The 12,972-nt window shown below is 67.4% G+C and carries 16 protein-coding genes; 13 read left to right on the top strand and 3 right to left on the bottom strand.

Annotated elements, in window-relative coordinates; all coding sequences use genetic code 11:
• Window positions 1–40 precede the first annotated feature (40 nt).
• The 13 genes from F791_RS0103790 to F791_RS0103730 all read left to right on the top strand — a co-directional run bounded on the left by F791_RS0103790 (window position 41) and on the right by F791_RS0103730 (window position 9,410).
• Window positions 41–1,018: a calcium/sodium antiporter gene (locus F791_RS0103790; RefSeq protein WP_019592197.1), complete on the top strand. Its 978-nt coding sequence runs from the start codon at window positions 41–43 to the stop codon at window positions 1,016–1,018.
• Complete coding sequence (locus F791_RS0103785; protein WP_018993518.1) at window positions 1,015–1,992, top strand: KpsF/GutQ family sugar-phosphate isomerase; 978 nt, start codon at window positions 1,015–1,017, stop codon at window positions 1,990–1,992. Before F791_RS0103790 ends, F791_RS0103785 begins: the two co-directional genes overlap by 4 nt.
• Window positions 1,992–2,531, top strand: coding sequence for a 3-deoxy-manno-octulosonate-8-phosphatase KdsC (gene kdsC / locus F791_RS0103780; protein WP_019592196.1), 540 nt, complete (start codon window positions 1,992–1,994; stop codon window positions 2,529–2,531). Before F791_RS0103785 ends, kdsC begins: the two co-directional genes overlap by 1 nt.
• Window positions 2,528–3,091, top strand: a complete 564-nt coding sequence (gene lptC, locus F791_RS0103775; RefSeq protein ID WP_019592195.1) for an LPS export ABC transporter periplasmic protein LptC — start codon at window positions 2,528–2,530, stop codon at window positions 3,089–3,091. The genes kdsC and lptC overlap by 4 nt, the downstream gene beginning before the upstream one ends.
• Window positions 3,084–3,608, top strand: coding sequence for a lipopolysaccharide transport periplasmic protein LptA (gene lptA, locus F791_RS0103770; protein ID WP_038038426.1), 525 nt, complete (start codon window positions 3,084–3,086; stop codon window positions 3,606–3,608). Before lptC ends, lptA begins: the two co-directional genes overlap by 8 nt.
• A gap of 50 nt (window positions 3,609–3,658) precedes the next feature.
• The gene (gene lptB, locus F791_RS0103765) at window positions 3,659–4,387 is read left to right on the top strand and encodes an LPS export ABC transporter ATP-binding protein (RefSeq protein ID WP_012981782.1); all 729 of its coding nucleotides are present in this window, start codon (window positions 3,659–3,661) and stop codon (window positions 4,385–4,387) included.
• 58 nt (window positions 4,388–4,445) lie between these two features.
• The gene (locus F791_RS0103760; RefSeq protein ID WP_012981783.1) at window positions 4,446–5,939 is read left to right on the top strand and encodes an RNA polymerase factor sigma-54; all 1,494 of its coding nucleotides are present in this window, start codon (window positions 4,446–4,448) and stop codon (window positions 5,937–5,939) included.
• A gap of 2 nt (window positions 5,940–5,941) precedes the next feature.
• The gene (gene hpf, locus F791_RS0103755; RefSeq protein ID WP_012981784.1) at window positions 5,942–6,280 is read left to right on the top strand and encodes a ribosome hibernation-promoting factor, HPF/YfiA family; all 339 of its coding nucleotides are present in this window, start codon (window positions 5,942–5,944) and stop codon (window positions 6,278–6,280) included.
• A 4-nt stretch (window positions 6,281–6,284) separates the two neighbouring features.
• Complete coding sequence (locus F791_RS0103750; RefSeq protein WP_012981785.1) at window positions 6,285–6,755, top strand: PTS sugar transporter subunit IIA; 471 nt, start codon at window positions 6,285–6,287, stop codon at window positions 6,753–6,755.
• A gap of 67 nt (window positions 6,756–6,822) precedes the next feature.
• Window positions 6,823–7,854 carry an HPr(Ser) kinase/phosphatase gene (gene hprK, locus F791_RS0103745; RefSeq protein WP_018137775.1) on the top strand — a complete coding sequence of 344 codons (1,032 nt, stop codon included), beginning with the start codon at window positions 6,823–6,825 and terminating at the stop codon, window positions 7,852–7,854.
• The gene (gene rapZ / locus F791_RS0103740) at window positions 7,855–8,739 is read left to right on the top strand and encodes an RNase adapter RapZ (RefSeq protein WP_019592194.1); all 885 of its coding nucleotides are present in this window, start codon (window positions 7,855–7,857) and stop codon (window positions 8,737–8,739) included.
• A 4-nt stretch (window positions 8,740–8,743) separates the two neighbouring features.
• Window positions 8,744–9,169: a PTS sugar transporter subunit IIA gene (locus F791_RS0103735; protein ID WP_018137777.1), complete on the top strand. Its 426-nt coding sequence runs from the start codon at window positions 8,744–8,746 to the stop codon at window positions 9,167–9,169.
• A complete protein-coding gene (locus F791_RS0103730) occupies window positions 9,141–9,410 on the top strand; it encodes an HPr family phosphocarrier protein (protein WP_012981789.1) in 270 nt (89 codons plus the stop codon). The genes F791_RS0103735 and F791_RS0103730 overlap by 29 nt, the downstream gene beginning before the upstream one ends.
• A gap of 61 nt (window positions 9,411–9,471) precedes the next feature.
• Here the strand turns inward: F791_RS0103730 and hisC are convergent, their stop codons facing one another.
• The 3 genes from hisC to F791_RS0103715 are packed head-to-tail and all read right to left on the bottom strand — an operon-like array spanning window position 9,472 to window position 12,963.
• Window positions 9,472–10,569, bottom strand: coding sequence for a histidinol-phosphate transaminase (hisC, locus tag F791_RS0103725; RefSeq protein WP_019592193.1), 1,098 nt, complete (start codon window positions 10,567–10,569; stop codon window positions 9,472–9,474).
• Entirely contained in the window at window positions 10,566–11,870 is a 1,305-nt protein-coding gene (hisD, locus tag F791_RS0103720; protein WP_019592192.1) for a histidinol dehydrogenase, read from the bottom strand. Before hisD ends, hisC begins: the two co-directional genes overlap by 4 nt.
• Window positions 11,871–11,895: 25 nt before the next feature.
• A complete protein-coding gene (locus F791_RS0103715; protein WP_018137780.1) occupies window positions 11,896–12,963 on the bottom strand; it encodes a 3-deoxy-7-phosphoheptulonate synthase in 1,068 nt (355 codons plus the stop codon).
• Window positions 12,964–12,972: the final 9 nt, after the last annotated feature.

Here is a 12,972-nt window from a genome sequence, read left to right as displayed (position 1 = left end):
GACACCCCGCTCCACCCACCTCCGGTCCCGGCACTCGCTGATGGTCCTTCCCGTTATTGCGGTCATCGCCGGTCTGGTCCTGCTGACCTGGAGTGCCGACCGCTTCGTGTTCGGTGCCTCGGCGTTCGCGCGCAGCGTGGGCGTGAGTGCCCTGCTGGTCGGGTTGACCATTGTCGCCTTCGGCACCTCGGCACCGGAGATCGTCGTGTCCGTACTGGCGACGCTGCAGGGCAACCCGGGCCTCGCGGTGGGTAATGCGATCGGCTCGAACATCGCGAATATCGGGCTGGTGCTGGCGATGGCGGCGCTGGTGGCGCCGCTCGTTATCGGGCACGGCCTGGTGCGCCGCGAGCTACCGATCCTGATGGGGGTGAGTCTGGCTGTCCTGTTTCTGCTGCTGGACGGCGAGCTGGGCCGCCTGGAGGGCGGGCTTCTGATTTCGGGGTTGCTGCTGGTGACCGCCTGGGTGATCCATATCGCGCGGCGTGCGCAGGCGCTGGATCCGGCCGAGGCGCCTGAAGAGGTGCGTGGCATGGTCGAGGCCATTCCGGCGGCCACCTCTACCGGTCGCGCCCTGGCCTGGCTGGGCCTTGGTCTGGCGCTGCTGATTGCCAGCAGCCAGCTGGTCGTCTGGGGTGCGGTGGGGATTGCGGAGCAACTGGGCATCAGTGACCTGGTGATTGGCCTGACCATCGTGGCCATCGGGACTAGCCTGCCGGAACTGGCGACTTCCCTGGTGGCGGCCTTTCGCCGCGAGGCGGGATTGGCGATCGGCAACGTGATCGGTTCCAATCTGTTCAACCTGCTGGCCGTGCTGGCAGTCCCCGCGCTGATTGCGCCGCTGGCGATCGAGCCCGAGGTGCTGGTCCGCGACTACCCGGTGATGCTCGGCATGACCGCCACGCTGTTCGTCTTTGCCCTGGCGCGAGGCAGCCAGCTGCGGCGCTGGCAGGGGGGGCTTCTGCTCGTGGTGTTCGCGGGCTACCTTGTCCATCTCGGAATGACGGCAACCGCATGAATTTCAATCCTGATACCACTCGCAAGCTGGCCCTGGCGGTCCTGAACGATGAGGCCGAGGCCGTGCGTCGACTGGCCGACCGCGTGGACGATGCGTTCCTGGAGGCCTGTCGCCACATCCTCGAGTGCCGCGGCCGGGTCGTGGTGACCGGCATGGGCAAGTCCGGCCATATCGGCTCCAAGCTGGCGGCCACCCTGGCCTCCACCGGGACCCCGGCGTTTTTCGTCCACCCCGGCGAGGCCAGTCACGGCGACCTTGGCATGATCACCCGTGACGACGTGGTGATCGCCCTGTCCAACTCCGGCGAGACCGACGAGCTGCTGACCATCCTGCCGCTGATCCGGCGGCTGGACGTACCGCTGATCGCGCTGACCGGCAACCCCGGGTCGCGGCTGGGGCAGGATGCCACCGTGCACCTGGATGTCTCGGTCGAGCGCGAGGCCTGCCCGCTGGGCCTGGCCCCGACCTCCAGCACCACGGCCGCGCTGGCGATGAGCGATGCCCTGGCGGTCGCGGTACTGGATGCGCGCGGCTTTACCGCCGACGATTTTGCCCGCTCGCATCCCGGTGGCCGACTGGGGCGGCGGTTGCTGGTCCATGTCACGGACATCATGCATACCGGTGACGCGATCCCGCGCGTGGGTCCGGAGGCCCCGCTGAAGGACGCCCTGTTCGAGATTACGCGCAAGGGACTGGGACTGGTGATCGTCGCCGATCCCGAGGCGCATATCCTCGGCGTGTTTACCGATGGCGACCTCCGACGCACGCTGGATCGTGGCGAAAGCCTGGAGGCGCTGACCATCGGCCAGGTGATGACGCGGGGCGGACATGCCGCCCGCCCGCAGTGGCTGGCCGTGGAGGCCCTGGAGACCATGGAGAGCAAGCGGATCAATGCCCTGCCGGTGGTGGATGACGACCAGCGGCTGGTTGGGGTGCTGAACATGCACGACCTGCTGCGCGCGGGGGTGGCCTGATGGACCGTCACGATAAGCCCCTGCACAGCCGCCAGGCGGCGGTGCGTCTGCTGATCCTGGATGTCGACGGCGTGCTGACCGATGGCAGCCTGTTCATGGGGGATGCCGGCGAGCAGTACAAGGCCTTTCATTCGCGCGACGGGCACGGCATCCGTCTGGCACTGGACGGAGGGCTGGAGGTCGCGATCCTGACCGGACGCACCTCCGGGGTGGTCGAGCACCGCATGCGGGACCTCGGTGTGCAGCATCTGGTGCAGGGGCGGCGCGACAAGGGGGCCGCACTGCACGAGTTGCTGGAGCAGACCGGCCATGCGCCCGACGAGGCCGCCTTCGTGGGCGACGACATCGTCGATCTGCCGGCGATGCGCCGTGTGGGGCTCGGCATCGCGGTGGCGGATTCCCACCCGTTGGTATTGCAGCATGCACATTGGGTTACGCAGGCCCCCGGCGGTCGCGGCGCGGTGCGCGAGGTCTGCGAGGGCCTGCTGGCGGCCCAGGGGCGGCTGGAGGCCCTGTTCGCGGAGTATGTCGACGGATGAAGTGGGTGGCCGGACCGGTGGCGCTGATCCTGTTGCCAATGGCGGCGCTGGTGGCCGGCGCTGTTGCCAGCGAGCACGAGCCGGAGGGCGAGGTGACGCTGGAGATCGAGGGCTTCACGCTGCACGCGACTGGCGAGGACGGCGAGTTGAGTCACCGCCTGCGCGGGACGCGGCTGCGCGAGTTTGGCCGTGACGGCCCTCAACTGATCGACGACCCCGACCTGGATATCTTTGACGCCGGCGGTATCGAATGGCACTGGACTGCGCCCGAGGCGCTGCACCGACCGATGGACGAGATCCTGGACCTGATCGGCCCCACGCGGGGGGTGCAGCCCGAGCGTGACGAGCGCGTGCGCACGGTGATTGAATCCGCCGATATGACGGTGGCGACCGACACCATGATCGCCACCTCCGATGCCCCGTCGACGCTGGAGCAGCCTGGCCTTTTCCAGCGGGGCACGGGTCTGCGCGTCGACTCGCGAGGGGATACCATAGAGCTGTTCCATGACGTGTACACGCTCTACAGCGAGTCGGGCGAGGAGGAAGCCGCAAATGACTGAACGTGGTGGGTCGTCGCTCGCCCGGGCCGGATGGCCCGTGCTGCTGGGCAGTGCCTTGTTGCTGCTAGCCGCGCCGGTCATTGCCCAGCAGCAGCCCCTGCCGGTGGAGATTACCGCCGATCGTGCGGAGATGGACGACCGGCGGGGCGTAAGCACTTATACCGGTGATGTGGTGGTGATTCGCGGGGACATGACACTGGAGGCCGACAAGGTCTATGTGCGCAGCCGCGACCGACGCCCTTACGAGATGGAGGCCCACGGCGAGCCCGCGCGGCTGGAGTCCCCGGACCCGGAGACGGGCGAGATGCGCATCGCCACCGCGCTGCGCATCGACTACCTGCTGAACGAGGACCGGGTGATCCTGACCGACCAGGCGCATGTGATCACGGCAGCCGAGGAAGCGCGCGGCAAGCGCATCGTCTACGACCTGGAGACGGATGTGATCGAGGCCGAGCGTGGCGAGGCCGATGACGAGCGTGTACGTATCAGGATCCAGCCCCGCGAAGACGACGAATGAACGAGCTCGACACCAGCGCGCCCGCCGCGGCCGGTGGCGAATCTGCGCCGATGGCCGGCTATCTGACCGGCCGCGAGCTGACCAAGCGCTATGGCAAGCGTACGGTGCTGGATCGTGTCGACGTCGATCTGGCACCAGGGGAGGTCGTGGGCCTGCTGGGACCGAACGGCGCAGGCAAGACCACCTGTTTCTACAGCCTGGTCGGCCTGATCCGGCCCAATCGTGGCCGCATCACGCTGGGTGACCGGGACATCACCCGGGCCCCGATTCATTCGCGGGCCCGAGCCGGGCTGGGCTACCTGCCGCAGGAGGCCTCGATCTTCCGTCGGCTGAGTGTTTGGGACAACCTGCAGGCGGTGCTGGAGCTGCGCTCGGAGCTCGACCGCCACGAGCGACGCCGCATCGGCGATGCCCTGATCGAGGAGTTCCAGCTGGAGACCGTGCGCCACAGCCCTGGGATTGCCCTGTCCGGGGGCGAGCGTCGCCGCGCCGAGATCGCGCGGGCACTGGCCGGTGACCCGCGCTTTATCTGCCTGGACGAACCGTTTGCCGGCGTGGATCCGATTTCCGTGGGTGATATCCAGGCCGTGATTGGGCATCTGGCCCAGCGCGGGATCGGTGTGCTGATTTCCGACCACAACGTGCGCGAGACCCTCGGAATCTGCGACAGGGCCTATATTCTTAGTGAGGGCCGCATCCTGAGCGCCGGGACCCCGCAGGAGCTGCTGGACGACCCCCAGGTGCGCCGCGTGTATCTCGGAGAAAACTTTCGACTGTGAACATTGATCAGTGTTTCCTTAAGATGATCTTGATGGTCACCATGGACCTCAAACCGCGATGCTGAAACCCGGGCTCAATCTGCAGCTGGGGCAGACGCTGACGATGACCCCGCAGCTGCAACAGGCGATCCGTCTGCTGCAGCTTTCCACGCTGGAGTTGCAGGCGGAGATCCAGCAGGCGCTGGAAAGCAACCCCATGCTCGAGCAGGTGGAGGACGAGGGCGAGGAGGCCCCGCCCGAGCGCCCGGAGGAAGGGGGCGAACGGGTCGACGGGGATCGCATGCAGGCCGACACGGCTGGCGATGACGTGATCCCCGAGGAGTTGAGCACCGACAGTCGCTGGGACGACATCTACGAGCCCGCCCCGAGCCCACGCGGCCTGGACGACCGCGACCCGCTGGAGAATACCTCCGACGGCGAGGACGAGGGCCTTCAGGATCACCTGCTCTGGCAGCTGCATCTGAGCCACCTGACCCCACGAGACCAACGGATCGGGGCGGCGCTGATCGACGCGATCAGCCCGGACGGCTATCTGGACAGTGAACTCGAGGCGCTGGCGGAGATGATCAGCCAGGGCGAAGACGAGCCCGTGGGGGTCGACGAGGTCGAGGCGGTGCTGCACTGGATTCAGCAGTGCGACCCGCTGGGCGTCGGTGCGCGGGACCTGCGCGAGTGCCTGGAGATCCAGCTGCGCCATTTGGCGCCGGATGCCCCGGCGCGTGACGCGGCTCGAGCCATCCTGGAAAACGGCATGGAGAGCCTGGCCAAGCGGGACTACCGAGCCCTGCAGCGCCAGTCCGGCGTGCGCGACCCGGACGAGCTGGCGCGGGCGCTGGACCTGATCCGCACCCTGAATCCGCGGCCCGGTGCCCAGATCAGCGAGTCCACTTCGGAATACGTCGTGCCGGATGTCTATGTCCGCCATGACCGCGATGGCTGGCGCGTGGACTTGAACCCGGAGATTGCGCCGCGCATTCGCATCAACGATCTCTATGCGGGCATGGTGCGGCAGGTCTCCGATGCGCGTGATAGCGCGTTTATGCGCGATCAGTTGCAGGAGGCGCGCTGGTTCCTGAAGAGCCTGCACAGCCGGAACGACACCCTGCTGCGGGTCGCCCAGGCCATCGTCGTGCGCCAGCAGGGGTTTCTCGAGCATGGTGAGGTTGCCATGCAACCGCTGATCCTGCGCGATATCGCCGAGACCCTGGAGATGCACGAATCGACCATCTCGAGGGTGACTACACAGAAATACATGCACACCCCGCGTGGGGTATTCGAGTTCAAGTACTTCTTTTCCAGTCATGTTGGCACAGCCGATGGCGGCGAATGCTCGGCGACCGCGATCCGTGCCATGATTCGGGAATTGATTGGTGGCGAGACCCCGAACAAGCCACTGAGTGATGCAAAACTGGCCCAGATCCTGTCGGATCGGGGCATTAATGTGGCCCGACGCACCGTGGCCAAGTACCGCGAGGCTATGCACATACCGTCTTCCAGCGAACGCCGGCAGATGGCGAGTATGCCCAGTGGAACCAAGCAAAAAGGAGCCTGACCATGCAGATCAACCTGACCGGCCATCACGTCGATATCACCGACGCCCTGCGCGACTACGTGAACGAAAAGTTCGCGAAGCTGGAACGCCACTTCGACAAAGTGATCGACGTGCATGTGGTGCTGACCCACGAGAAAAACCAGAACCTGAACAACAAGGCGGAGGCCAATCTCCAGGTCAGCGGCAATCACATCCACGCCGAAGCCAGTCACGAGGATATGTATGCGGCGATTGATGGCCTGATCGACAAGGTGGATCGTCAGCTGATCAAGCACAAGGAAAAGGTCAAGGACCATCACCGCGCCGAGGGTGCCCAGCGCAACCGCGAACAGGCCCTTTAACGCAATGACCATTGCCGAGCTGATCACCCGCGCCCGTATCCGGCTGGAGCCCGAGTGTTCCAGCCAGAAACGGGCGCTCGAGACCCTGGCCGAGTTGCTGGCCGTCGGCGGCGAGGAGTCCGCCGGCCCGGCCAGCGGGGCCATCTTCGAGGCCCTGTCTGCCCGCGAGAAGCTTGGCTCCACCGGTCTGGGGCATGGCGTGGCCATCCCGCATGGGCGTCTGGCCGAGCTCGATGCCCCCCGGGTCGCGGTCCTGCGGCTGGACCAGGGGGTCGACTTCGACGCCATGGACCACGAACCCGTGGACATCCTGATCGCACTGCTGGTGCCCGAGGCGGCGACCAGCGCGCACCTGGACCTGCTGGCGCAGCTGGCTCGCGGTCTCTCGCAGCCCGACAATATCGCCTCGCTGCGCCGTGCCGGCGACGCGGACGCCCTGGAACGCGAACTGACCCGGGCCTTCGGCGACGCCTGAACATGGCTCTCCCGGCAGTGCTCCCCCGATTCCGACACCCCGCGCCAATGCTGCCGGAGATTCGTGCATGAACGAGGCACTGGGAGAGGGCGGCATCGCGCGCGACATCACCGTAGAGGTCCTGATCCAGGCGATGGGCAATCGCCTGGATCTGCGCTACGTACACGGCGAGCAGGTCGCACCGGATCGCAACCTGGTCGGCGGTGACGGCGACGACCTGCCCCTCGCCGGGCACCTCAACCTGATCCGGCCTAACCGTATCCAGGTGATCGGCGATTTCGAGGCGCGCTATATCGCGCGGCTGAGCGATGATCAGCGCGAGCAACTGATCCTGGAGATGGCCCGCACCGGGACGACCGCGGTGATCTTCGCCGAGGACACCTGCCCGTTCTCGGAGATGCCGGACGTCCCCGATGAGCAGCTGCCGCTGATCTTGTGCTCCTCGACCAGCAGCCACGAGATTATCTCCCTGCTGCGCTATTTCCTGCAGCAGCGGCTGGCCCATTTCGAGGTGCGCCATGGCGTGTTCATGGAGATCCTCGGCATTGGCGTGCTGATCAGCGGGGCCTCCAGCGTGGGCAAGAGCGAGGTGGCGCTCGAGCTGATCTCGCGCGGGCACCGGCTGATCGCCGACGACGCACCGGAGTTTGCCCGCATCGCCCCGGATATCGTGCGCGGACACTGCCCGGCCCTGTTGCAGGACCTGCTCGAGGTGCGCGGGCTGGGGGTGTTGAACGTCCGCGCCATGTACGGGGATTCGGCGATCAAGGGCGGCAAGTATCTGCGGCTGATTATCGACCTGCGCGACCACGGCGAGCCCTCGCCGGTGCCGGATGACCGCCTGAATGGCCGCCGCGGGGAGATCGGCATCCTCGGGCTGCGTATCCCGCTGATCAGCCTGCCGGTCGCGCCGGGGCGCAACATCGCGGTGATGATCGAGGCGGCGGTACGCAACCACATGTTGCACATGCAGGGCTATGTCGCCGGCGACGACCTGCGCGCACGTCAGCGCCGGCAGATGAGCGGCGAGCCCGAGGAGCCGCCGTACCACCGCGCGATCCCTGCAACCACCGTCCCCAACCCGGACCCGGAGGGCTGAATGCGACTCCTGCTGGTCAGTGGTCTGTCGGGTTCCGGCAAGACGGTCGCCCTGCATACGCTGGAGGACGCCGGCTATTTCTGTGTCGACAACCTGCCGCTGCCGCTGCTGCCCGGTCTGATCGAACAGGTCCGTAGTGGCGATTACGACGCGGACGACGACCGCCATCTGGCGGTCGGGGTGGATGTCCGCAGCGGGCTGACGGCCCTCGAGGGCTTTGCCGACCTCCTGCGCGAGCTCCGGGGCAAGGGGATGAAGGTCGAAGTGATGTTTCTGCAGGCCTCCAGCGAGGTCCTGCTGCGCCGCTATCACCTGACGCGGCGCCGACACCCACTGGCGCGCGACGGCGTGCCACTGGTGGACGCGATCGAGCGCGAACGTGACTGGCTCGGCCATGTTGCGGCCGAGGCGGATCTGACCGTGGACACCTCCCGTCTGTCGATGCACGATCTCGCGCGCACCCTGCGCGACCGCGTCGGGCTGCTGGGCGAGGAGCGCCTGTCCCTGCTTTTTCAGTCATTCGGGTTCAAGCATGGGGCCCCGCTGGACTCCGACTTCGTGTTCGACGTGCGCTGCCTGCCCAACCCGCACTACGAGCGCGATCTGGCGCCATTGACTGGCCGCGATGCGGCTGTTTGCGAGTTTCTTGCGCGCCATGGCGAGGTCGAGGAGATGTATGACGGGATCCAGGGCTTTCTCGAACAGTGGGTCCCGCGGATCCGGCAGGATCACCGCAGCTATGTGACCGTTTCGATCGGGTGCACCGGCGGCCGTCACCGCTCGGTTTATCTCGTGGAGCGGCTGGCGGCTGCCTGGCGGGGGCGCGAACATGTTACTGTTAGCACCCGTCACCGCGAGCTATCCCTGCCCCTCGAATCGGAGTGAGTCCATGGGCGTTGGTCTGATCCTGATCACGCATCAAAACCTCGGCGACACCCTGCTGCAGACGGCCCAGAGCATGCTGGGCGACCTGCCCGAGGATTGCGAGTCCATGGCGATGTCGCAGAATGACGACCCCGACGAGGTGCTGGCGCGCGCGAGGGCGCGCCTGGGCGAGCTGGATTCCGGCTCCGGCGTGCTGATCCTGACCGACATGTTTGGCTCCACCCCATCCAATGTGGCCAGTCGCGTGGCCCGGGGCGCGAACGCCCGCGTCATTGCCGGGATCAACCTGCCGATGCTGATCCGTGTGCTGAACTACCGCCATCTGCCGCTGACGGAGCTGGTCAACAAGGCCCTGTCCGGCGGGCACGATGGCATCCTTCTTTGTGACCAGGAGTGTTCGGATGCCGCAGCGCGAAGTCCCCATCGTTAATCGTCTGGGGATGCATGCGCGTGCGGCGGCCAAGTTCGTGAGCCTGGCCAGTCAGTACGCGTCCGATGTGACCGTATCCCGGAACGCCCAGGAAGTGAACGGCAAGAGCATCATGGGGGTGATGATGCTGGCGGCGGCGCAGGGCTCCGAGGTTACCATCACCACCGACGGCGAGGACGCCGAAGAGGCCCTCGACGCCCTCACCGAACTCGTCGCCAACCGCTTCGGCGAGGACGCCTAGTCCCTCTCCTGCCGCCATGCCTTTACGAGGCTGGGCCTAGTTCACCCTCGGAAATCAGGGTTCAGCCGGCGAGGGCGTTGCGCAGGGCCGCGAGAAATGCGTCGTTCTCGTCGGAGCGGCCGACGGTGACGCGCAGGCAGTCGGCGAGTAGCGGATGCGCGCGGCCAACATCCTTGATCAGGATGCCGGCGTCGCGCAGGGCCGCGAAGCTCGCGTGCCCCTGCCCCTCGCGCACTCGAAAGAGGATGAAATTCGCCTGGCTCGGGAACACGTGCTCGACGCCGTCGATCGCCGCAAGCGCCTCGGACAGCCGGCCGCGTTCCTCGATGATGCCGCGCGCCTGGTCATCCAGCGCCTCACGGTGATCGAGGGCGAAGGCGACCGAGCGCTGGGTCAGGGTGTTGATGTTGTACGGCAGGCGCAGCCGGTCCAGCGCATCGATCCAGCCCGCGGAGGCGGCCAGATAGCCCAGCCGCGCGCCGGCCAGCCCCAGCTTCGAGACCGTGCGCATCACCATGAGCCCGTCGTGCTGGCCGACCTCCGGCAGGAAGCTGTGGGCGGCGAACGGGGCATAGGCCTCGTCGACCACCGTGACGCCGGGGTTGGCCTCGATGATCGCCTGCACGGCGGCCGGGTCGTCCAGGGTCCCGGTCGGGTTGTTCGGATAGGCCAGGAACACGACCGCCGGGTCGTGTTCGGCCAGGGCGGCGTGCATCGCGGCGAGGTCCAGGGTGAAATCGCGGTGCAGCGGGACGCCGACGAACGGTACGCCCATTGCGCGGGCCAGCACGCCGTACATCACGAAGGTCGGCTCCGGCGCCAGGATCGGGCGGCCGGAGGCGGCGACCGCCATGATCAGGATCTGGATCAGTTCGTCGGACCCGTTGCCGAACAGCAGCCCGGCCGCTTCGGGCACGCCGTGAGCGGCGCGCACATTTTTCTCCAGCTCGCGCGCCCCGGCGTCCGGATAACGGTTTAGCTGCGGGTCGCGCAGGGCCTCCAGCCAGGCGTCTTCCAGCCCGCCGGGCCAGGGATGCGGGTTTTCCATCGCGTCCAGCTTGATCAGGCCGGTCGCGTCGGACACCTGATAGGCCGACTGCGCCAGAACCTCCGGACGCATCAGGGCATCCGGGCTGCGGCTTTCGTGCGGCAGGCTCATTGCCCGCCGCGCAGTTCGGCGGAGCGGGCGTGGGCGGTGAGTCCCTCGCCGTGCGCGAGGGCGGCGGCGGTCTTGCCGAGCTTCGCCGCGCCCTCGGCCGAGCAGTGGATGATGCTCGAGCGCTTCTGGAAGTCGTACACCCCCAGCGGCGAGGAGAAGCGCGCGGTGCGCGAGGTCGGCAGCACGTGGTTGGGCCCGGCGCAGTAGTCGCCCAGGGCCTCGGAGGTGTAGCGGCCCATGAAGATCGCGCCGGCGTGGCGCAGGCCGGCGTCCAGCATCGCCTGCGGGTCGGCCACCGACAGCTCCAGGTGTTCCGGCGCGATGCGGTTGGCGACGGCAACGGCCTCGGCGGAGTCGCGCACCTTCACCAGTGCCCCGCGCTTGTCGAGGCTGGTGCGGATGATCTCGGCGCGCGGCATCTCGGCCAGCAGGCGGTCCATGGCCTCGGCCACGCGGTCGAGGAAGGCCTCGTCCCAGGACAGCAGGATGGACTGGGCCTGCTCGTCATGCTCGGCCTGCGAGAACAGGTCGGCCGCGATCCAGTCCGGGTCCGTCTCTCCGTCGCAGACCACCAGGATCTCCGAGGGACCGGCGATCATGTCGATGCCGACCGTCCCGAACACCTCGCGCTTGGCCGCAGCGACAAAGATGTTGCCGGGGCCGACGATCTTGTCTACCGCCGGGATGGTATCGGTGCCATAGGCCAGGGCTGCCACGGCCTGGGCGCCGCCCACGGTGAACACGCGGTCCACCTCGGCCACGGCGGCCGCGGCCAGCACCAGATCGTTCAGTTCGCCGCCCGGGGCGGGCACGACCATTACCAGCAGTTCCACGCCCGCGACCTTGGCCGGCACGGCGTTCATCAGTACGGAGGACGGGTAGGCGGCCTTGCCGCCGGGGACGTACAGGCCGACCGAGTCGAGCGCGGTCACGCGCTGGCCGAGTACCGTGCCGTCGGCATCGGTGAAGTCCCAGTCCTGCATCTTCTGGTGTTCGGCGTACTGGCGGATACGCGCGGTGGCGGTCTCCAGCGCCTGGCGCTGCTCCGCCGGGATCGATTCCAGCGCGGCCTGCAGGCGCTCCCGTGGGATCTCCAGGTCGGCGACCGCGCTGCGATCGAGGCGATCGAACTTGGCGGTGTAGCGCAGCACGGCCGCGTCGCCCTCGGTGCGTACCGCGGCGAGGATCTCGTCCACCGCATCGCGTACGCCGGTGTCGGCGACGGACTCCCAGGACAGCAGGTGCTCCAGGGCCTGATCGAAGTCGGGCTGCTGGGTATCGAGTCGGGCAATGGAGGGCATGGTCGGGATCCTCTGGACGTTTTCCCTAGGCCGGTACGGCGGTCTTGCGGCGCGCGCGCACGGCGTCCGCCAGCAGTTTCAGACTGGTCTCGGTCTCGTCCCAGCCCATGCAGGCATCGGTGATGCTCTGGCCGTAGGTCAGCGACTTGCCGGGCAGGATGTCCTGGCGGCCACCGACCAGATGGCTCTCCAGCATCGCGCCCATGATGCGGCGATCCCCGCCAGCGATCTGTTCGGCCAGCGAGCGGGCCACATCCACCTGACGCTTCGGGTCCTTGCGGCTGTTGGCATGGCTGCAGTCGACCATTACCAGCTCAGGCAGCTCCGCCATGCGCAGCTCCTTGCAGGCCTGTTCGATGCTCTCGGCATCGTAGTTCGGTTGCTTGCCGCCGCGCAGGATGATGTGGCAGTCGTCGTTGCCGGTGGTGGAGAAGATCGCCGAGCGCCCGGCCTTGGTCACCGACAGGAAGTGGTGCGGTCGCGAGGCGGAGCGGATCGCGTCGATCGCGACCCGCAGGCTGCCATCGGTGGAGTTCTTGAAGCCCACCGGGCAGGACAGGCCGGAGGCCAGCTCGCGGTGCACCTGGCTCTCGGTGGTGCGCGCGCCGATGGCCCCCCAGGCGACCAGGTCCGCGATGTACTGCGGGCTGATCAGGTCGAGGTATTCGGTGGCGGCCGGCATGCCTTTGATCGCCAGATCACGCAGCAGCCCGCGCGCGACGCGCAGACCCTTGTTGATGTGGAAGCTGCCGTCCAGGTCCGGGTCGTTGATCAGGCCCTTCCAGCCGACCGTGGTGCGCGGCTTCTCGAAGTACACCCGCATCACGATGTGCAGGGCGTCGGACAGGTCCTCGCGCAGGCCCTTCAGGCGTTCGGCGTACTCCAGCGCGGCGTCCACGTCGTGAATCGAGCAGGGCCCGACGATCACCTGCATGCGGTCGTCCTCGCCATGCAGGATGCGGTGGCAGGCCTGGCGTGCCGCGAACACGGTCTCGGAGGCCGCGTCGGTGATGGGCAGTTCGTCGCGCAGGGTGTCCGGGGCGGACACCTCCTGGATATCGCGGATTCTCAGGTCGTCGGTATCGGCGGTCATGATGCTCTC

The sequence above is a fragment of the Thioalkalivibrio sp. ALRh genome (genome assembly GCF_000381425.1).
GTDB lineage: Bacteria > Pseudomonadota > Gammaproteobacteria > Ectothiorhodospirales > Ectothiorhodospiraceae > Thioalkalivibrio.
The sequence above is the reverse complement of the archived record's forward strand: the minus strand, read 5'-3'. Positions and strand labels throughout refer to the sequence as shown.